Genomic DNA, 21634 nt, shown 5'->3' on the forward strand with positions numbered 1-21634 from the left:
CTGAAAGAGATTTATATAAAGGCATATAACGGTAAGTAAAAGTCATGAGTTAGGGTATATGTGATATTTGTGGGTATCATATATACCCTAATTTAATATAGGATTAGATAATGCCGCTAAATAAATTTATGTTATATTCAAGAGGTGTTTTTTATATGATATAATATATTATAAAAGGATGGACTTTAAATACATATATGCACGACATATAAGATAGTTGTGGTCAGTGATAAAAGGAGGAGACTCGATGGATGAAAAATCTATACTAAAATATTTCGGGGTACCTTATGATGTAGTAACCAGAGTGGTACAGATAAAGGATAAAGGTGCTTTTTTTTGGGCGATCGAAGATGATGAAAATGAGGAAACAGTTACAGTACAGTGCGCAGCATCTAGAGAGGATATTTATGATTATGATGATAGTACATTGGCAGACAAGATAGTGACCGATAAGGCGCTTCTTTTTAGGAATCCTGCCCATGAAAATACGCTGTTAGCCGAAAAATATATAAATAAATATAATGGCGATATTATCTACGTGATGAATGTGTTCGATGATAAGAAATGTCTTTTCCAAACAGAATAAACATCAAAAGATGGGAATATATCAATATACCCATCTTTTTTGTCGCGAATTTCCTATTAATCATCATTTATTTAGCACGCAGTCCTGACAGTTTTTGTTTTTAGTACAGTGCTCTTTAGAGTGTTTTACTATCAATGCATGATACTCATTGTAAAGCTTTGTGTCCCTAGCAAGATTTTCATGAAAAAACTTTTGAAAGTCATCATATTTTTTCGGCACTGAAAAACCTAGCCTTTTAAAAAGTCTTCGGGTATATGCATCAATAACAAAGACAGGCTTATCAAGGGCATATAAAAGTATAGAATCAGCTGTTTCTTTCCCTATTCCATTGATATCTAAAAGTTGGTTTCTTGTTGTTTCTACACTTTGTTTTTCCAATGTAGAAAAAGAGAAGCCTTTTTTATTGAACCAATTTACAAAGTTTTTTATTCTTTTTGCCTTTACATTGTAATATCCGCTGGGTCTTATAAGTTCAGCTAATTTATTTTCATCCATATGGTATATGGCTTGTGGTGTCATATAAGGCTTAAGATTGTATAATGCCTTTTCTACATTGCTCCAGGAGGTGTTCTGTGTAAGGATTGCGCCTAATACTACCTCAAATTTTGTCTGAGCTGGCCACCATTTTTGTGATCCATATTTATTGTATAAGCATTGATAAATATTTAGTAAAATTTTTGATGAAAATTGCATTTTTATCTCTCCATTTTATTTTCGCTTTCCGTATCTTTTATATAACTGTTATGTCATGATATATCTCAATTATGTAAATGTCAAGGTTGCTGCTATTTTAGATTATCAGGTGGAGCAAACGGGAATTTTTATAAAATTATGTGCAGGGTGAGTTTGATATGCAGTATAAAATATGATTAAAAAAATAAAATAGGGGTATAGAGAAATTTAATTAAAACTAGTTTGTGGTTATGATATAATTCAAAATAAATCAAAGGATATAGGAGGTTTTAAAAGTTGCCATTTACTTCTGGGAGTGATATTTTCACTTGGGTTATACTGCCTTTACTCATCTTTATATCTCGTATTTTTGATGTGAGTATAGGGACTTTAAGAATTATGTTTGTATCTAGAGGGGATAAGGTTCTTTCGCCTATATTGGGTTTCTTCGAGGTGCTTATATGGCTTATCGCTATGGGGCAGATAATGCAAAATCTGGATAATGTTATGTGTTATTTTGCATATGCAGGGGGATTTGCTGCCGGGAATTTTGTAGGGATAAGGATAGAAGAAAAACTGGCTATGGGAATGTATGGGATAAGAATATTTACGCCAAAAGAAGCTTCTAAAAAACTCAAAGAACGGTTTAGTGAGTCAGGATTTGGAGTGACAATACTGGAGGGGCAGGGTGCAAAGGGACAAATGGTTGTATTATATTCAATTTTCAAAAGGAAAGATAGAGAAAAAGTATTGGATATAATCAGTGAGAGAGATGAAAAATTGTTTTATTCCATAGAGGAAATAAAAGCGGTGAAAGAAGGTATTTTCCCTAGTGCATCTAACAGGAGGAAAGGGCATTTTAGGTTAATGAGGAATAGGAAGTAAAAGTTTTACTCTGAAAGTCCTAGTTTAACTTTTGTGAGCTCATCGATGTTTAGAAAAGTTAAACTAGGGCTTTATTTATATCCTGAATATATTGAAAAATTTTTATGTGTTTTTAAAAATAATGCTGGATATTCGACTTTTGCGGTTGTATAATAATTTGTACCATTTGACAACAATTTGACCGATAAATTTATAGATGTATATAAAGGCAAAAAGTGATACTAAATAGGGAAATATTATGGAGAAGGAGGATATATATGTTATTAGATCATAATAAAACTCCACTGTTTAGTGCAATAAAAGAGTATAATCAATCAGGAATAATACCATTTGATGTGCCCGGGCACAAGCATGGCAAAGGTATTCCTGAATTGAGGGAATACTTGGGTAGTAGGATGCTTGAGATAGATGTAAATTCAATGAAGCAGCTTGATAATTTGAGCAATCCTATAAGTGTAATATTAGAAGCCCAGGAGCTGATGGCCGAGGCGTATAGTGCAGGTCATGCGTTTTTTCTGGTGAACGGAAGTACATCAGGCGTCCAAGCTATGATAATGAGCGTATGTATGCCAGGTGATAAGATAATAATACCTAGGAATGCCCACAAATCTGCAATCAACGGATTGATTCTCAGCGGGGCAATACCGGTATATATACAGCCTCAAACGAATGATAGATTGGGTATAGCTATGGGTGTTGCTTTAGAGAGCATAGAGCAGGCAATAGCTCAGAATACCGATGCTAAGGCAGTTTTTTTAATTAATCCCACATATTATGGGTTTACATCAGATCTAAAAGAGATAATAAAGTTGGCCCATAAGCATGGAATGTGTGTGCTGATTGATGAGGCCCACGGAGCGCATTTCAGTTTTCATCCAGAGTTTCCCTATGGGTCTATGGAACTTGGTGCAGATATGGCAGCGGTGAGTATGCATAAGACAGGTGGTTCATTAACTCAGAGTTCGGTTCTTCTTTTAAATGAAGGTTTGGTGGACAAAAATACTGTGAAAACAGTATTGAATTTGACTCAGACTACAAGTGCCTCCTATCTGCTTATGGCTAGTCTAGATGTTGCAAGAAAGATGCTGGTTATAAAAGGCAGAGAGATATTTGATAAGATTTTAGGACTCACCAGAAAGGTGAGAGAGAGGATAAATCAAATAGAAGGACTGTACGCCTTTGGCAAAGAATTGACCGGACAACCTGGTGTTTATGATTTTGATGAAACAAAGTTAGGGATAAATGTGGCCGGGCTAGGCATCACAGGCCTTATGGCATATGATATTTTAAGAGACTGTTACAATATCCAGGTTGAGTTAGGTGATGTGTTTAATATATTAGCAGTTGTAGGTGTAGGGGATGATAACAGCTCATTGAACTCCCTGGTGGAAGCATTGCAAGATATGAGCAGTAAGTATAAGGGAAAGGATATAAGGTATAACAGCGTTGTGTTAGAGAATCCTGATGTAATAGTTTCTCCTAGAAATGCATTTTATGCTAGGAAAAGGGTTATAAAGCTGGAAGAGGCAGAAGGAGAAATAAGCGGTGAATCCATAATGGCGTATCCTCCCGGAATTCCTATTGTTACTCCGGGAGAAAGGATAAGCAGAGAGATAATAAATTATATAAAATTTTTAAAGAGCCAACACAGTATGTTGACGGATGCAGAAGATCCTTTTGTGGAGCATGTGAAGGTGTTGGGGATTTGAAAAAATCTATCGGGAAAAGGCTTTATAGCTTTTTCCTTTTTTATTTGATAAAAATTAAAAAAAATATTGACAAAAAGGCTAAAATATTGTATTTATTATATGTAAATAAAAAGTTTATTTTTAGTAAACAAATGTGAGGCTGAAGATTAAAATGAATATAGGTAAAAAGATAAAAACTCTCAGAAAATTAAACGGTCTAACCCAGGAAGAGCTAGCTATGCGCACAGATCTTACTAAAGGATTTATCTCTCAAATAGAGAGAAATTTGACGTCGCCTTCCATAGCCACATTGATGGATATATTAGAGGCTTTGGGGACTGATATAAAGAGATTTTTCAATGAGCCGGACAGCAAAAAGATAGTGTTTGCTAAGTCGGAGATAATCTCAAGCACAAATGAAAAAAATAAATTCACTATAGATTGGCTGATACCCAATGCCCAAAAAAACTGTATGGAACCTATCTTAATAACATTGGAGTCAGGTGGGAAAAGTAATGTTGAAAGTCCACACGAGGGTGAAGAGTTTGGGTATGTATTAGCTGGAAGTATTCATCTGTATATTGGAGATTCTAAATATAAAGTAAATAAAGGTGAAAGCTTTTATTTTAAATCTGATAGTGAGCATTATATGGAAAACGGTTTTAAAAGAAAAGCTACTGTATTATGGGTTTCTTGCCCACCTTCTTTTTGATGAAGGATTACTATATTGCATAATAACAAAAAGAATAAAGCAGAAGGAGGAATGATAGATGAAAATTGAACAATTAGGCAGACATATTCTTGTTGAATTTTATAATTGTGACAAGGAAATTTTAAATGACAGAGAAATGATTGAACAATACATGAACCAGGCCGCATTACAGGCAAAAGCAACTATTGTAAAGAGTGTGTTTCATATGTTTAATCCGTGGGGGATAAGCGGCGCGGTTATTATACAGGAATCTCACCTGACAATTCATACTTGGCCTGAGTACGGATATGCTGCAGTAGATTTATTCACCTGTGGAGATGAGGTTGATCCCTGGGTGGCATTTGATTACTTAAACAAAAAGTTGAAAGCAGAAAAAAACGAGGCCAGTGAAGTTTCAAGAGGACTGGTAGATAGGATAAAATATTTGTCAAATGGTGAATATCAAGAGGTCAGATATAAGCCATAATATAGAATAGACTTAGGAGGGGACAGTATGGAATTATGGTATACTGAAGAACATACAAAAGATGCAAAATTTTCTATTAGGGTGAAACAACATATATTTTCACATAAGAGCCAGTTCCAGCAGCTAGATGTTTTTGATACATTTGAGTTTGGAAGGATGTTTACTTTGGATGGACTTATAATGCTTACGGAAAAAGATGAATTTATATATCATGAGATGATAACCCATGTAGCTATGGGAACTAATACAAAGATAAAAAACGTTTTGGTGATAGGTGGAGGTGACGGGGGTACTGTAAGGGAGCTGACAAGGTATAAAACTATAGAAAGAATTGACATGGTGGAAATCGACAGGATGGTGGTAGAGACTTGTAAAAAGTATCTTAAGTTTACTTCATCAGAATTGGATGATGATAGAGTGACCTTATATTTTGAAGATGGCGTAAAGTTTGTAGAGAATAAAAAAGAAATTTATGATCTTATTATAGTAGATTCCACAGACCCTATAGGACCCGGGGAGGGTTTATTTACCAGACAATTTTATAAAGACTGCTTTAATGCATTGTCACAAGAGGGAATATTGATAAATCAAAACGAGAGTCCTTATTACCAGGATGATGCAAAGCAGATGATAAGGGCAACCTGCAAGATAAGCGATATTTTTCCGCTCATGATGAATTATCAGGTGCATATTCCCACATATCCGTCTGGGCACTGGATATTCGGTTTTGCCTCTAAAGGTTTAAACCCTGTAAAACATTTTAATGCTGCAGAATGGGAGAGCTTTAACCTGCAGACTAAGTATTACAACACTGACATTCATACTGCTTGTTTTGCATTGCCCAATTATGTCAGGGAGATGATTGAGACCAGTGTTGGAGAATAATCCAGTTACCTTTATGAGTTTTGATAGCGGTTATGATGATGCGGATATCATAGTCTTTGGAAGTCCTTTTGATGGTACAGCATCTTTCAGGCCGGGCAGCAGGTTTGCCCCATCTGTGATGCGGAGTGAATCCTATGGGCTAGAAACTTACAGCCCTTATTTCGATATGGATCTGGAAGACGTGAAGGTGTTTGATGCAGGGGATTTGGAGCTGCCCTTCGGGAATGCTGAAAGGGCATTGAGGGACATTTATCAATGTACCCTTCAAATAGTCAAAGACCGTAAGATTCCACTTATGATAGGTGGTGAGCATTTAGTTTCACTGGGTGCCTTTAAGGCGATAAGTGATGAGTATGATGATATTTGTCTTATACATTTTGATGCTCATGCTGATTTAAGAGATGACTATCTCGGGGAGAAACTTTCACATGCTACAGTTGTCAGAAGGATATGGGATATAGTAGGAGATGGTAGGATATATCAATTTGGTGTAAGATCAGGACAACGGCAAGAGTTCAGTTGGGCATGCCAGCACACTTTTATGCATAAGTATACTGTAGAAGGAATAGATGTTGTGGCTTCCAAAATAGGCGATGGACCTGTATACCTATCGATAGACTTAGATATATTTGATCCTTCAGTTTTTCCTGGCACAGGTACTCCTGAACCGGGTGGGATTATGTTCAATGATATGTTGACAGCCCTAAAGAACCTCAGCAGTCTAAATATTGTAGGGGCGGACATAGTTGAGCTGGCTCCACATTATGACCAGACAGGTGTATCCACCGCAGTGGCATGCAAAGTTTTAAGAGAATTGATATTTTGTATAAAAAAGCACATATGATTTTATGTGCTTTTTTATACAACTACTGCGGCCAACAAAAGTATCCCTATATTGTTTCTCCATATCGTGGGAAATTGAGAGACAGGTACTGGCTTTACCCCTCTGCCCACCTCCACCGTGAAACCTGGTCTACGGTAATGCAATATGAACCAGTCTTTATAGCCTGATTCAGCGGCAGGACCAGTAAGGGTCCCTATAGGGGTATAACCGCTCACCTTTGAAAATTCATTTACTATCACCCTGGAAATAGGTGGTGCTAGATTTTTATAATTCCAGTATATCACCTGTCCCTGGCTGTGATATGCAAGAATTAATTGAAAATTGTTTGCTAATGTAAAATCATATAGTGCCTTTGATTCAGGTTCTGACAAAGGAGCAGGGCCTGCATAGCGAGTAGGACCAGGACCGAATATTCCTATATTGGGTTCGTTTGCTTTATATATTTCCCATCCTGCAGGGAAATTATGATTTAAATCTACGCCTCTGATATTTGCATTCCATGTCCTGCTAAAATCAGTGCTTCCGTTGTTCCATCTTATCAATTGGTTATAGAATGGATTATCTGGTGTAAGGCCATTTAGCACTAAGTTAACTCCATCAGGGTTGATCATAGGTACTATCCATATGCTTACGGTGTCATACAACTGTCTTATGTCATAGCCCATCAAAAGTCTGCCTGATACATAATACTGGCAGTATGTTTCAATAAATTTCATGAGCAACGGTGTAGTTATCCATTCAAGGGAATGAATTGATGCATTATAATGGACCTGTTTGTTGCCTCTTCCCAGTCGGATTGCAGGTATGCTTTTTCCCAGTACCGAGTTTCCGATGCTTGTGCTTTGCAAAAATGTATATCTTTGTTTGAGCTGGTTTATGTCCCTTGACATGACTTCATAGGTATAAGGTTGCAAAGGATTGACTATTTCATTTGCTGAAGGTATGTTTATTACCTGTCCTGGATATATAAGGGCAGGGTTTGTTATTTGAGGGTTGGCAGCCAGCAGCTGGTTTAATGTTATATTAAATCTTTGGGCTATTGTATATAATGTATCATTAGGTTGTATTGTATATTTCATTGAAGCACCGTCAGGGATCAGTATTTTTTGTCCAGGCATTATAAGTGCAGGATTTGTAATCTGTGGGTTTATGTTCAATATAGCAGAGATTGTAGTATTAAATCTTTGGGCGATAGAATACAATGTATCGCCGGGTTTTACAGTATATTCCAATTGTATCACTCCTATATATTACTATATTATTACAATATGCTTGTATAGTTACAAGGTGAAGTATCATTGAGAAAAAATATTTGAAGGATAATTATTATAAATGTAGAATATGGAATGTATATGTTCTGTACATGTCTGCTATTATCTTTAAAAACATAGCAATGCCGGGAGTATATGATATCTTAACAAAGTTAAAGTTAAATTTTGTATGTGGGATGCTATGTTTAAGTTCATTATTTGCAGGTCAATTTATTATATTTGGAGGGTTTGATATGGCGAAATTATATGGTAGAGAGTTTACAAAGCAAGAGATTAGGAGTTATGTGGGGAATATATCCAATATTGCAGGAGCAAAAAGATATATTTTAAAAGAGGGAAAGGCGGACGGTGTAGAAGCAGTAGATGTCAAGACAGGTACAGGTTTTAATTTTACTGTATTGCCTGGAAGAGGTATGGATATAGCCTGGGTTGATTACTGCGGTATTCCAATATCGTGGATGTCTAAGGCGGGAATAGGAGCAGCTAAATATTTTGAGAATGATGGTATTTGCTTTTTGAGGAATTTTTTTGGAGGTTTGCTCACCACTTGTGGATTGACCCATGCAGGGGGACCACAAGAGGATAATGGAGAAAAGCTGGGACTGCATGGAAGGATTTCTAATATTCCTGCTAATAATGTATCAGTGGAAGAATATTGGGATGAGGATGATCTTTTTATAAAGGTTAAAGGGAAAGTAAGACAGGCCATGGTGTTTGGAGAGAACTTGGTGCTAACAAGAGAGATCACTGCAAAGCTAGGTGAAAGCAAACTATACATACATGATACAGTTGAGAATGAAGGGTATAATGAAACACCTTTTATGTTGTTGTATCATATGAATTTTTCGTATCCTGTAGTAAGTGAGGATTCAAGGCTGATTGTTCCTTCTATAAAGGTTGAGCCTGCTACCGATATAGCCGAGAAGGGCATAGATAAATATAATGTGTTTCAAGCCCCTACTCCAGGATATTTAGAGCAGGTTTTTTTCCATATGATGCCTAAAGATAAAGGTTTGGTAAAGGCGGCTTTGGTTAATGACAAATTAAAGTTAGGTGCATATGTACAATATTCACCTGAACAATTGCCCTATTTTACCCAATGGAAACAGATGGGGCAACAGGATTATGTTGTGGGATTAGAGCCCGGCAATTGTATTCCAGAGGGGAGAGTAAATGCCCGAGAAGGCGGAAGGCTACAGATTTTAAAACCAGGGGATAAAAAAGAATTTTGTATAGAGGCAGGAGTTTTATGGGGGAAGGAACAGATTGACACTTTGGAATGATGTATATAGAAAACAATAGGCAGACTATTCATAGTCTGCCTATTGTTTTTTGCAAGTATTTATAACCTCAGCTGTTCTAATAACTGGAAAAACCCGGGAAACGATATATCTACACATTCTGCATTGTTTATGGTGAGCCCATCTTTGCAGTTTAGTCCAGCGATGGATGCCGCCATGGCTATCCTATGGTCATTATGTGTATCTATTTGGGCGGAAGCAACAAAATCCCTGCAGCCTTGAATTATCATCCCGTCATCTTTGGGTTGTATTTTTGCGCCTATTTTATTCAATTCAGATGATATGGTGTTTATTCTATCTGATTCCTTTAGTTTTAGTTCCTGTGCATCCTTTATTACAGTAGTTCCTTGAGCACATGAGGCAGCGACAGCCAGTATGGGTATTTCATCTATCACCCTTGGAATTGTCTGTTTTTGTATTGTGACGGCTTTGAGGTGGGAAGATTTAACCAATATATCCCCAACAGGTTCATTGTTATATATTCTTTTATTCAATATTCTTATGTTTGCACCCATATTCAGCAGTACATCTATTATTCCTGTCCTAGTGGGGTTTATACCCACATTTTCAATTAAGAGGGAAGAGTTTTTGGAAGTCAGGGCTGCTACAATAAAAAAGGATGCAGAGGATATATCCCCTGGTATGTTGATGTCCCTTGAGATAAGTTGGTTACCTCCCTTAATTATAACCGAATTTTCCGAAACCGATATATCTGCTCCTAGGTATTCAAGCATTCTCTCGGTGTGATCTCTAGACTTAAAGGGTTCGCTAATTACTGTAGTACCGTTAGCATAAAGCCCGGCAAGTAAAATGCAAGATTTGACTTGGGCACTTGCTACCGGAGAAATATAATCTATCCCTTTTAAGTTACTGCCCTTTATTTTTAAGGGAGGATATTTATCTCGTTGGCCCCATATTTTTGCTCCCATCAGCCTTAATGGATGGATTATTCTGTCCATGGGGCGCTTTGATATAGATTCGTCACCGGCGATGATACTGTCAAACTTTTGGGCGGATAACAGTCCGGATAGCAGACGTATGGTAGTACCTGAATTGCCAACGTAAAGTGTAGTTTTAGCTGGAATTAATCCTTTCATACCTTTACCGGCAACATATATATGATTTTTATCTAGTTCTATTCTAACACCTGATTGTCTTAAGCATTCTATGGTATTCATGCAGTCTTTAGAGGTAACAAAATTTTTTATTTCAGAGTTTCCTTTGGCTATTGAGGATAGTATTATAGCCCTGTGGGATATTGATTTATCCCCCGGTATTTGGATCTTCTTGTCAAATGAGTCCAAAGGTTTTATTTTCTTTATCACTGAATACACCCCGTTTATTTTTTATAGCAGGAATAACCCTGAGTTTTTAAGATGTTAAAAGCGGATTCCCTTGTTTGGTAATCTTCAAAGGATATATTTAAACAGCCACGCTCCTGTTCCCTGCTATTTAAAATGCTTAAATTTTTTATATTGATGTTGTTATTCCCCAATATTGTAGTTATCTCACCTATGATGCCGGGTTTATCTTCTATATCTAAAATGACATCATATGTCCTGTATATTACATCTTTTGTTTTGTCTGCCCATCCATCTCTAAATATTTTGGCCTGCTTGAAATAATCATATATCCCTTTTAAATCTTTTTTATCCAGCAAAAAAGAGAAATTATGGAGCATTTGAATAAATTGATGGAGCAGATTTTTTATTTCATTATAGTTTGCGTCACATATATCTTTCCATATTTCTGGATTGGATGAAGAAATTCTGGTTATATCTTTAAATCCTCCTGCTGCTAACTTGTTGATATAAATATTATTTTGACTGTTTTTTTTGACTAGGTTTACCAAGGTAGCAGATATAACATGAGGCAAATGGCTTACAGCAGCTACAGTAGAGTCGTGTAATTCAGCATCCATTTCTATGGGTATAGCCCCTATCCTGGATATAAGAGATTTTAGGAATTCTATATCTGCTCTATCTGTATTTGGGAGGGGCGTCAATATATAGTAGGCATTTTGAAACAAATGTTTGCTGGCAGAGGCATAACCTGACTTTTCAGTACCTGCCATAGGGTGTCCTCCGATAAAACTTATAGGGGGACGAATGGCGTCCCCTGATTGTTTTAAAACAAATTGTTTTGTGCTGCCCACATCAGTTATTATACATTTATGTTTTATTAAAGATGTAATTTCATATATAATACCGGAGATCTTTTTAATGGGAGTACATATGAATATAATTTGTGAACCTTTAATAGAATCGTTGATATCCACATATCCTTCATCAATTGTTCTTCCTATCAATGCCAGTTTTATGTTTTCTGGATCTTTGTCAAATGCTACTATTTTTTCAACTTGCAGTGAAGACGATATTGCTTTTGCGAGAGAGCCTCCAATGAGGCCTAGTCCTACTATGGATATTTTGTTGTATTTCATTTTTGGAGATCACGTCCCATTATCGAAGCTATTTGTTTTATTTGCTCTGTAAGTTCATCGAATTTTTTAGGGGTAATGGACTGGGGACCATCTGAAAGTGCGTGTTTGGGATCAGGGTGTACTTCCACCATCAAACCATCAGCCCCTGCAGCTATAGCCGCCCTGGACATGGGAGATACCAGCTTCCAGCTGCCGGTAGCATGACTGGGATCTACTATTATTGGCAAATGACTTTTAAGCTTGATGATAGGTACAGAACTTAAGTCAAGGGTATTCCGGGTATAAGTTTCAAATGTTCTTATACCTCTTTCACATAACACTATGTTGTAGTTACCTTCACTCATGATATATTCTGCGGCGTTCAGCCATTCTTCAATGGTGGCTGATAGCCCTCTCTTGAGCAAAACAGGTTTATCTGTTTTGCCTATTTCTCTAAGAAGTTGGAAATTCTGCATGTTTCTTGCGCCTATCTGAATCATGTCTACATATTTCAGAGCTATTTCCAATGTTTTCAGACTGATTACCTCGGATACTATAGGTAGCCCTGTTTCCATTTTAGCCTCATGTAAAAACTTTAAGCCTTGTTCTTCTAGCCCTTGAAACGAGTAGGGTGATGTTCGAGGTTTAAATGCCCCTCCCCTTAAAATATGAGCACCTTTTTCTTTTATATCTTTAGCTATTGAAAGCAGCTGATCATGATTTTCTATGGCACAGGGCCCAGCAATTATTACAACTTTATCAGAACCTATCTTCACATTACCTACCTTGATGATGCTGGATTCGGGTTTGAAAGTTTTGCTTACCAATTTGAAAGAATCTATGATAGGGACGACTTTTTCTACCCCATCCAAGAGCTCTATAGGTGTATCCGACAAAACCCTTTTATCGCCTATCACACCGATTATAGTCCTGTGAATTCCTGTAGAGATGTGGACACCAAGACCGAGATTTTTCAGCATATCAGAAATATTGTCCACCTGTTTTTGTGTGGCATCCGGTTCCATAACTATTACCATACTATAACCTCCATTCTACAAACCAAAATATAATTTTATTATTCCCGTACTACCGTACTGCTATAGATAAAAAACTTTTCAAAGCATCAGGGACAGTCCCCGGCGCTTTGATATTTTCTGTATCCTGTGCGTATATGCTCCTGTTTAGTGTGCTTAATCTATATATTCAATATTCTCTGGGCACATTCTATAAAATATTCATTTTGCTCAGCAGTTCCGATGGTGAGTCGTATCCAATCATCCATTCCATATATATCCCCTGAGCGTACTATGATGCCGTTTTTGAGACATTCTTGGAAGAATATTTTGCTGTGCATTTTTACATTTACCATGATGAAATTTGTTTGGCTGGGTATGTATTCCAATCCAAGACGTTCAAATTCTTGGTAAAGATATTTTTTGCCTTGTTCATTGATGTTTATTACAGTTTGCAAAAAATCTGTATCATCCAAAGCAGCTGTTGCGGCATTATGTGCCAGTCTATTGACGTTGAAAGGACCACGTACTCTATTCAGATAGTCTATTATGTCCGGACTTGATAGTGCATATCCCGCTCTCAATGAGGCCAGGCCGTATGCCTTTGAAAATGTTTTGAGTATTATTATATTATCGAATTTTTCTAGAAGATCTATTGAATTAGGATAATTTTGGTCTGTTACATATTCTGCATAGGCTTCATCTAAAACAACCAGTACATCCTTTGGGATATTATTCAACAGATCCAGCTGTTGTTGTTCCGAATACATAGTGCCTGTGGGATTGTTTGGGTTGCATAACCATATCAATTTGGTTTTTTTAGTGATAGAGCGGGCGAAACTCTCTAAATCCAATGTGTAGTTTTTAAGTGGAAGTTCTACTGGATCCCCTTCCATGATTTTTGTTGCCGATACATATCGTGGGAAGGAGGGATAGGGCATTAGTACTTGGTCACCTTTATCGATAAAGGTTTGTGCGATTATGCCTATCAGTTCATCAGAGCCTGCCCCGCATAGAATTTGGTCATGTTCTATGTTATATTTTTGGGATATCTTTTCCCGAAGCTGGGCACAATTTCCGTCTGGATAAAGAGCCAGCTCATCTAATGTATCAGAAATAGCTTGTTTGGCTTTTGGTGAACAACCGATAGCATTTTCGTTAGAAGCAAGTTTTATTACCCTTTCCAGACCTAGCTCATTTTTCACTTCCTCTATAGGCTTGCCTGGTATGTAAGGCGATAGTTCATTTATTATCTTTCTGTGTTTTATTGTCATTTATATTTCCTCCTATGGTATTTTTATTGAACCGTATTTCACTGCGGTTATGAGTATTTATAGTATCCTTTGACCGAGGGCCCACATTACTGTGTCTTTGTCCACGTCCCTGAAAACATCCACTTTGCCTAAACTGGTAGGGAGTATAAATGTTATTTTTCCTGATATATTTTTTTTATCCCTTCCCATGTTATTATATAATAATTCTGTATCGATATCTTTAAATTTTGTGGGTAGCCTGGCTTTATTTAATGTTTTTAATATAAGCTGGAAGTAACTTTGTTCTATTAGACCTAGTTTTAGAGCTATAAGACTTTCAACCACCATTCCAATGGAAACTGCTTGGCCATGCGTATAGACATTGTAACCTGTAGAACTTTCAATACTATGGCCTACAGTGTGTCCAAAGTTCAGTATAGCTCTCAATCCTGTTTCATGCTCATCTATTTCAACAACGTTTGATTTGATTTTACAGCATGTTTTTATAAGGTGCACTAAAGCTTTATAGTTATAATTTAAAATATCATCAATATTTGTATACAGCCATTTTAAAAACCTATAATCGTATATGATGCCATATTTTATAACTTCGGCTAGGCCGGAGTAAAGCTCTTTATCAGGGAGAGTGGTTAATGTTTCCGGATCTATTATGACTGCTTTCGGTTGGTAAAAGCATCCGATTATATTTTTGGCTTTGTCATGGTTCACTGCCACTTTACCTCCGATGCTGCTATCTACTTGTGCCAAAAGCGAAGTGGGAATTTGGATGAAATTTATTCCCCGCATATAAGTAGCTGCCACAAACCCGCCTAGATCACCTGCCACTCCTCCGCCAAGGGTGATGATGGAGGATTTGCGTGTGAGCTGGTTATCCAGAGCGAACGAATATATAGGCTGGGCGCAAAGGTAATGCTTGCTTTTTTCCCCTGGTTTTAAAATATATTCATATACTTGATAGCCTTGATTTTGGAGATTTTTTTTAACCATATCTCCATATATGGGAATTACATTTTCATCAGAGATTATCAGTATTTTTTTATCGCTATCTATTCCATCCATTATCTTGTGGGTATCTTTAATTATCGATTTTTCTATATAAATATGATAACTGTTTTTACCCAGATCAACTTTTATTTTTTCCACATCCACTTACCCCTTTAAAGAGAATTTATATATTCTATATATGTGTTATAATTATATTCTAATTCCTCCATACAATCGCCGCCAAATTTTTCTACCACTGCACAGGCGATGCTCCAAGATACTGCACATTTTCCAACGATGCTTGCAGCGGGCACTGCGCAGGCGTCAGACCTTTCTATCGATGCTTTTATATTGTCTTTAGATTCCACATGTATGCTGTTTAATGGTTTATATAAGGTGGGGATGGGTTTCATGGCTGCTTTCAATACTATCTGTTCACCATTTGATATTCCGCCTTCTATTCCGCCTGCATTATTTGTCTTTCTGAAAAAGTTCCGATCAGGCTTATAGAATATTTCATCATGGACAGATGAACCGTTAAGTTCTGCACTTTTAAATCCCAATCCTACTTCTACCCCTTTGATTCCCTGTATGCTCATCAAAGAATAACACAGAGAGGCATCCAACTTTCTGTCCCAATGTACATGGCTGCCTATACCTGCAGGTAGACCTTCAATTATTATTTCAAATATGCCACCTATAGTATCACCGTTTGCTTTTGCATCATCAATTGCACTTATCATTTGTGACTCAGTTGTTTTATCTATACATCTCACAGGAGATTTATCGGCATCGGAGATGATCTGTTTTATATCCCTATCATAATTTAAGGAATGAAGACTTGCTTCTCCTATTTGTATTACATGGCTTGCAATTTTGATGTTCAGCCGTTCCAGCAGTTGCCCTGCAAGAGAACCTACTGCAGTTCTTATGGCTGTTTCCCTAGCACTTGCTCTTTCCAGTATATTTCTGATATCTTTTTGCCTATACTTAATATATCCAGCAAGGTCAGCATGACCAGGTCTAGGCATTTTGACTGCTTTGAGTTCTTGTTCCGCGTTTAAAGGATGCATTATGTTGTGCCAATTACCCCAATCTCTGTTATATATTTGTAGAGTTATAGGACTTCCAAGTGTACGCGAATTTCTTATACCACTTAATATTTCAACTTTATCAGATTCTATGGACATTCTCTTTCCTCTCCCATGTCCCTGTTGCCGCCTAAAGAGATCATCATTTATCTTGTCAATGGAAACATTCAGATTTGCAGGCATACCCTCGATAATAGCAGTTAACGCTTTTCCATGGGATTCGCCAGCGTCAAGAAATCTTAACATTTTATACACCCCATAATTCTCTATTAATATATCTATCTTTACAGCTCATTATATAGGAAATATAGTTTAAAATAAATGATAAGTGAAAACCCAATAGAATAAATATAAAGTATTGTTATTTATTTTTAATAATTTTCAAAGATTGTACAATTAAATTGAAATAAAGTCAATGTTTATTCAAATATTTGAAGGAAAAAATATAAAAAGGTAGAATACAATATAGGAGGAGGCTGTGGGAATAAGCAGGCAATATATAGCAAATAATATCCATAAAATCACCGGATTATCAGCCATATTTGTAAATAATAGGGATTAATAACTTCCAATAACATTGAGGGGGAATGATTTAATGAACAAATACCAAAAGGACAAGATAAGAAACATAGCAATGATCGGGCATGGAGGAGATGGAAAGACTACATTAACAGAGGCAATGTTATTTAATGCAAATGCAACAGACCGTTTTGGGAAAGTGGAAGACGGCACAACAGTTTCGGACTTTGATCAAGAGGAGATAAGAAGGCAGATATCAATTTCCACTTCTGTAGCACCCTGTGAATGGAAGAATCATAAAATTAATATAATAGATACTCCCGGATATTTTGATTTTGTAGGGGAGATGCTTGAAGGTGTTAGGGTTGCAGATGGAGCTGTGATTGTGTTGAGTGCTGTGTCCGGTGTTGTAGTTGGTACTGAAAAGGCATGGGATTATACAACTCAAAGGGATATGCCCAAGATGTTTTTTATAAATCAGATGGACAGGGAAAATGCAAACTTCAATAAGACTATTGAGCAATTAAAGGAAAAGTATGGGACAGCGATTGCACCGCTTCAGGTTCCAATAATGGATGGTGCAAAGTTTAAAGGTTTTGTTGATGTGGTGAATATGAGGGCAAGGGAATTTGATGGGAAAAATATCAAAGATATAGATATCCCCTCAGGAATGGAGGAACAGATATCTCCTGTAAGAGAGATGATTGTCGAAGCTGTTGCGGAAAATGATGATGAGCTGTTAGAAAAGTATTTTGCAGGAGAAGAGCTGACCAATGAGGAAATACGTAATGGCTTACGTGACGGTGTGGTAAAGGGAAGAATAGTGCCTGTGATGTGTGGAGCAGCGGCTATAAATGCAGGTGTCCAGGTACTTATGGACAATATTTTGGATTTTATGCCTTCGCCCGTTGATAGGCCTTGCCAGGTAGCCCAGAAGCTGGATTCTGATGAACAAATTGAATTAAATGTAGACGAGAAAGGTCCTTTTGCTGCACTTGTGTTCAAGACTATAGCTGATCCTTTTGTTGGTAAATTATCTATCTTTAAGGTGTACTCAGGTGAAATTAATTCTGATTCTGTTGTGTATAATCCAAACAGGGAACAAAAAGAGAAGGTTGCTCAAATTTATTTTATGAAGGGCAAAAAACAAATAAGCACAGACAAGGTATCTGCCGGTGATATTGCTGCAGTTTCCAAGTTACAGTACACAATGACAGGCGATACATTATGTGATCCATCAAACAAGGTAAAGCTAGATGAAATAGATTTCCCTGAAACATCTATTTCTATGGCGGTTCAGCCCAAATCGCAGGGAGATGAAGAAAAGATTTCTTCTGGTCTGCAGAGACTTTCTGAAGAGGATCCCACTTTTAAAATAGAGAAAAATGCAGAAACTAAGGAATTACTTATTTCAGGTGTAGGAGAATTACATCTAGAAGTTATAACAAAAAGACTCCAGAACAAATTTGGTGTAGAGGTAGTGTTAAACGAACCTAAAATACCTTATAGAGAAACTATAAAAAAGAAAGTGAGTTCTGAAGGGAAACATAAAAAACAAAGTGGAGGACATGGACAATATGGCCATGTATTTATAAATTTTGAACCTGCTCCTGAAGATGCAGAAGAGGATTTTGTATTTGTTGATAAAATTGTAGGTGGAGTTGTCCCAAGGCAATATATCCCGGCAGTGGAAAAAGGCTTAAAGGAGTGTATAGAGCAAGGTGTGTTAGCGGGATATCCTGTAGTTAAACTTCAGTGTACATTATACGACGGTTCGTATCATCCTGTCGATTCTTCAGAAATGGCTTTCAAGGTTGCTGCTTCCATAGCATACAAAAAAGGTTTAGCAGAAGCTAACCCGGTTATATTAGAACCCGTGATGCGTGTTGAGGTGCTTGTCCCAGAAGAATATATGGGTGATGTAATAGGCGATATAAATAGAAGACGAGGCAGGATATTAGGAATGAACCCTAAAGGCTCTCAGCAGCAAGTAGTTGCAGAAGTTCCCCAGGCTGAAATGTTCAGATATACAACTGACTTAAGGTCTATGACTCAGGCAAGAGGCAGTTTTACTGCACGTTTTGAAAGGTATGAAGAAGTGCCTCCGAATATTGCTGAAAAGATCATCGAAGAAAGCAAAAAAGAAGAGTAAAAAAATGCCGTCTAACAATGACGGCATTTTTTATTGATAATCTAGATTGATTGAATATCCAAACATATTGTTTGCCAAGGCTTCTTCTATTTCTTCAGGAGAACTGTTTTCCTGCACTCCAATGTCCCCGGGCATCAAACATGAGAAACTTGTCATTCCCAGGCCTTTTACAAACGTTCTTTCTTCAATATAGGTATTATTATAATAGCCATCTATACCTTCAATTACATATTTTACAGTTACACTTCCTAAATTATCATCACAATAGATGATTTTAGATGTGATGGTATAGTCTTGACCATCAATTTGGATGTCTTGGCTCCAGGTATTGTCTTGTTCTATTGGGCCTTTCAATAAGATCAATCCATTTATCAATGAATTTACCCTTGGTTTATTGGAACGGGTGTTTGATATTACATTTTCAATGATTGTTTGATCTGCATGGTTGAATTCATATTGCACCTTAAAATTGCCTTGGGCGTCTGAACCGTCAGATAAAACACCGTTAAATTCATATATTTCTCTGTCACCGGACAACTTAGCAAACTCGCCTTTATGTGCATATTCAGCGATTCCTGTATATATGATGGTATTGTTTACAGGAGGTATGAATAAATCTATGCTAAATTCTTGGTTGTTATCATCAGGATGTTCAAAAAATGAATATCCTACTATAAATTCTTCGCCTTCAAGGTTTAAAAGTTTTTCAAAAGAAATAACTCCTATTCCCTCCCTTATTATTCTTTTCTCATAATATTCGGATTGGGTATCCTCATATAAGATGGTATACTCTTTTTTACCACCTATAGTTTTAATATCTTGTATAGAACATTCTAATATTGTCTTGTTGCCATCAGTATCTTCAACTTCTTGTTGCCAAGAATTTCCCTTATTAAATGGGGTTGTTATCAGTTGGATACACGGAAAATTAGAGTCTAACATGGACATGCTATTTATATTCTGAATTAAAAATCCCGGTTTTATTATATAAGTTATTTCAATTGATAAGTCCTGTTCTGATTCTCCACCAGATAAGTCTTCTACAGAGCCGTTGATAGTATATGTGTACACATCATCCTTTTTATCAATATCCAGAAGTTCCATATTATGAGCATATTCTGCAAAACCACTGTATGACCAGATAAAACCTATATCATCAGGAAGAAGACTGGCAAGCTGATCTATGGTATCAATATTTTGTTCCAATTTTTTTTCATCGTTCTTTTGTAGTTGACCATCAATTGTTTTATCCCCATGGGAATTTGTATCTATCGGTTGATCATTTGAACAACCAATTATTAAAGTTGTAGTTAGCAATATACAGATTATTGCTACCATATATTTTTTGGACATTTTAGAATCCTCCTTACTAAAAAAGTTCCAATGTTTAGCATCGGCTGTCTATAGATAATTATAGCGGTTAAATATTTTAATTCAATTAATTTTATTTTAAATATTATTTTGTTATACAGAATGCCAAGTTTTTTGATCTAATACTCATTAGCAGCTCACTAACTTTTGCATATAAGTTCCTGTTTAGTGGTTGAACTCGAACTTTGCTGAGGGAGTATGTGATACCTGTAGCTGCGACTTAATGTGCCGCACTATATATTTAGTGTTTATATAATATAGTGCGGCACATTGCGGAGCACGGAAGGTATCATATACTCCCGGTACTGTTATATTTTAATATTAACAGCATATACGCACGGGACTTATATGCAAGGCCATTCATGCAATAAATATTTGGATAAAACTACGACTCACTTCATTTCGGAAATGCCAAGCTTTCCCCAAACTCGCTAACGCTCAGACAGGGAAAGCTAAACTGACATTTCCTGCATTACGTTTGCCAAGTTTTATTAGCCAAATATTTATGAGCGATTCATTTATCTTGCATATAAATCCATGTTTAAAGGTTAAAATTAAACTTTATAAAGGGAGCATATAATACCCGGAGATGCGACTAATGTAGCGCATTATACATTAAGTATTTATTATAATATAATGCGCTAGATTGCGGAGTACGGAGGGTATTATATGCTCCCGATGTTGATATATTTACAAAAATAATAGCAGCTGCGTACGGGACTTATATGCAAGACTATTCATGCAATAAATATTTATCCTCGGGCGCATTGAAAGTGGCGCCACTATATTATAAAATAAAACATGAAATCAAAATAGGAGGATGGGACAATATGATTGAAATAGCAAAGTATATAGATCATACTTTATTGAAAGGGGATGCTGTAAAGGAAGATATAAAGAGTTTGTGTAGCCAGGCTGTGAAGTATGGATTTGCCAGTGTGTGTGTTAATCCTTATTTTATTGAAGATGCAGCCGGATTTTTAGCAGATAGCGATGTAAAAGTGGGCGCTGTTGCCGGGTTTCCTATAGGGGCAAATTGTCCTAATATAAAGGCTATAGAAGCTGAAGATTGTGTAAAAAGAGGCGCCCAGGAAATTGATATGGTTATGAATATAAGTGCTCTAAAAATGAAAGATTATGATTTGGTTAAGCAAGATATAAAAGGTGTAGTTGATAGGTGCAAAAATATTTCTTCGGGAATAGTTGTTAAAGTGATAATCGAAAATTGCTATCTTACAGATGATGAAAAGAGAGCAGCATGCGAAATAGTGGCTGAATCCGGTGCTGATTTTGTCAAGACTTCTACAGGCATGATGGGATCGGGGGCTACTGTTGAAGATGTTAAGCTCATGAAATCTGTGGTAGGCGACAAGATCAAGGTAAAAGCTGCGGGAGGAGTGAGAACGTATCAACAGGCTTTGGATATGATAGAAGCAGGTGCTAGCAGGATTGGTACCAGCTCGGGTATTGGGATTATCAGTGGCAGATAAAGGAGAGATGA

Annotated in this window: 19 protein-coding genes; 10 read left to right on the forward strand and 9 right to left on the reverse strand. The window is 36.7% G+C overall.

The features are described 5' to 3' along the window. Positions 1-247: 247 nt before the first annotated feature. Positions 248-586, forward strand: coding sequence for a hypothetical protein (locus PHP06_02805; protein ID MDD3839478.1), 339 nt, complete (start codon positions 248-250; stop codon positions 584-586). Between the two features lie 63 nt (positions 587-649). Here the strand turns inward: PHP06_02805 and PHP06_02810 are convergent, their stop codons facing one another. After that, positions 650-1279, reverse strand: a complete 630-nt coding sequence (locus PHP06_02810; GenBank protein MDD3839479.1) for an endonuclease III domain-containing protein — start codon at positions 1277-1279, stop codon at positions 650-652. A 276-nt stretch (positions 1280-1555) separates the two neighbouring features. On the opposite strand from PHP06_02810, the gene PHP06_02815 reads away from it, so the two are divergent. The 6 genes from PHP06_02815 (at position 1556) to speB (ending at position 6738) form a co-directional block, all read left to right on the forward strand. Beyond that, on the forward strand, positions 1556-2143 hold the full coding sequence (locus tag PHP06_02815; protein MDD3839480.1) for a DUF2179 domain-containing protein: 588 nt from the start codon (positions 1556-1558) through the stop codon (positions 2141-2143). A gap of 257 nt (positions 2144-2400) precedes the next feature. Further along, positions 2401-3852 carry an aminotransferase class I/II-fold pyridoxal phosphate-dependent enzyme gene (locus tag PHP06_02820; protein ID MDD3839481.1) on the forward strand — a complete coding sequence of 484 codons (1452 nt, stop codon included), beginning with the start codon at positions 2401-2403 and terminating at the stop codon, positions 3850-3852. A 151-nt stretch (positions 3853-4003) separates the two neighbouring features. After that, the gene (locus PHP06_02825; GenBank protein MDD3839482.1) at positions 4004-4543 is read left to right on the forward strand and encodes an XRE family transcriptional regulator; all 540 of its coding nucleotides are present in this window, start codon (positions 4004-4006) and stop codon (positions 4541-4543) included. Positions 4544-4601: 58 nt separating this feature from the next. Continuing rightward, positions 4602-5009, forward strand: a complete 408-nt coding sequence (gene speD, locus PHP06_02830) for an adenosylmethionine decarboxylase (GenBank protein ID MDD3839483.1) — start codon at positions 4602-4604, stop codon at positions 5007-5009. A gap of 27 nt (positions 5010-5036) precedes the next feature. Continuing rightward, positions 5037-5894 carry a polyamine aminopropyltransferase gene (speE, locus tag PHP06_02835; GenBank protein MDD3839484.1) on the forward strand — a complete coding sequence of 286 codons (858 nt, stop codon included), beginning with the start codon at positions 5037-5039 and terminating at the stop codon, positions 5892-5894. A 13-nt stretch (positions 5895-5907) separates the two neighbouring features. Then, positions 5908-6738 (forward strand): agmatinase, encoded by an 831-nt coding sequence (gene speB / locus PHP06_02840; protein MDD3839485.1) that lies wholly within the window; start codon positions 5908-5910, stop codon positions 6736-6738. 14 nt (positions 6739-6752) lie between these two features. Here the strand turns inward: speB and PHP06_02845 are convergent, their stop codons facing one another. Further along, on the reverse strand, positions 6753-7979 hold the full coding sequence (locus tag PHP06_02845) for a M14 family metallopeptidase (protein ID MDD3839486.1): 1227 nt from the start codon (positions 7977-7979) through the stop codon (positions 6753-6755). Between the two features lie 263 nt (positions 7980-8242). Between PHP06_02845 and PHP06_02850 the strand changes: the two genes are divergently transcribed. Continuing rightward, on the forward strand, positions 8243-9292 hold the full coding sequence (locus tag PHP06_02850; GenBank protein MDD3839487.1) for an aldose 1-epimerase family protein: 1050 nt from the start codon (positions 8243-8245) through the stop codon (positions 9290-9292). A gap of 59 nt (positions 9293-9351) precedes the next feature. On the opposite strand, the gene aroA is transcribed toward PHP06_02850, so the two are convergent. The 6 genes from aroA to aroC form a co-directional block, all read right to left on the reverse strand. After that, entirely contained in the window at positions 9352-10632 is a 1281-nt protein-coding gene (gene aroA / locus PHP06_02855) for a 3-phosphoshikimate 1-carboxyvinyltransferase (protein MDD3839488.1), read from the reverse strand. Positions 10633-10649: 17 nt separating this feature from the next. Continuing rightward, the gene (locus PHP06_02860) at positions 10650-11750 is read right to left on the reverse strand and encodes a prephenate dehydrogenase (GenBank protein ID MDD3839489.1); all 1101 of its coding nucleotides are present in this window, start codon (positions 11748-11750) and stop codon (positions 10650-10652) included. After that, positions 11747-12766 carry a 3-deoxy-7-phosphoheptulonate synthase gene (aroF, locus tag PHP06_02865; GenBank protein MDD3839490.1) on the reverse strand — a complete coding sequence of 340 codons (1020 nt, stop codon included), beginning with the start codon at positions 12764-12766 and terminating at the stop codon, positions 11747-11749. Before aroF ends, PHP06_02860 begins: the two co-directional genes overlap by 4 nt. A 158-nt stretch (positions 12767-12924) precedes the next feature. After that, positions 12925-14016, reverse strand: coding sequence for a histidinol-phosphate transaminase (gene hisC, locus PHP06_02870; protein MDD3839491.1), 1092 nt, complete (start codon positions 14014-14016; stop codon positions 12925-12927). Between the two features lie 57 nt (positions 14017-14073). Further along, on the reverse strand, positions 14074-15159 hold the full coding sequence (gene aroB, locus PHP06_02875; GenBank protein ID MDD3839492.1) for a 3-dehydroquinate synthase: 1086 nt from the start codon (positions 15157-15159) through the stop codon (positions 14074-14076). 14 nt (positions 15160-15173) lie between these two features. After that, complete coding sequence (aroC, locus tag PHP06_02880) at positions 15174-16337, reverse strand: chorismate synthase (protein ID MDD3839493.1); 1164 nt, start codon at positions 16335-16337, stop codon at positions 15174-15176. Positions 16338-16686: 349 nt separating this feature from the next. Between aroC and fusA the strand changes: the two genes are divergently transcribed. Beyond that, entirely contained in the window at positions 16687-18762 is a 2076-nt protein-coding gene (gene fusA, locus PHP06_02885) for an elongation factor G (protein ID MDD3839494.1), read from the forward strand. Between the two features lie 30 nt (positions 18763-18792). Here fusA and PHP06_02890 read toward each other — a convergent pair whose 3' ends face one another. Continuing rightward, on the reverse strand, positions 18793-20115 hold the full coding sequence (locus PHP06_02890) for a hypothetical protein (GenBank protein MDD3839495.1): 1323 nt from the start codon (positions 20113-20115) through the stop codon (positions 18793-18795). Between the two features lie 848 nt (positions 20116-20963). Between PHP06_02890 and deoC the strand changes: the two genes are divergently transcribed. Further along, positions 20964-21623, forward strand: a complete 660-nt coding sequence (gene deoC / locus PHP06_02895; GenBank protein MDD3839496.1) for a deoxyribose-phosphate aldolase — start codon at positions 20964-20966, stop codon at positions 21621-21623. Positions 21624-21634: the final 11 nt, after the last annotated feature.

Source organism: Clostridia bacterium, from assembly GCA_028698525.1.
Classification (GTDB): domain Bacteria; phylum Bacillota; class Clostridia; order JAQVDB01; family JAQVDB01; genus JAQVDB01.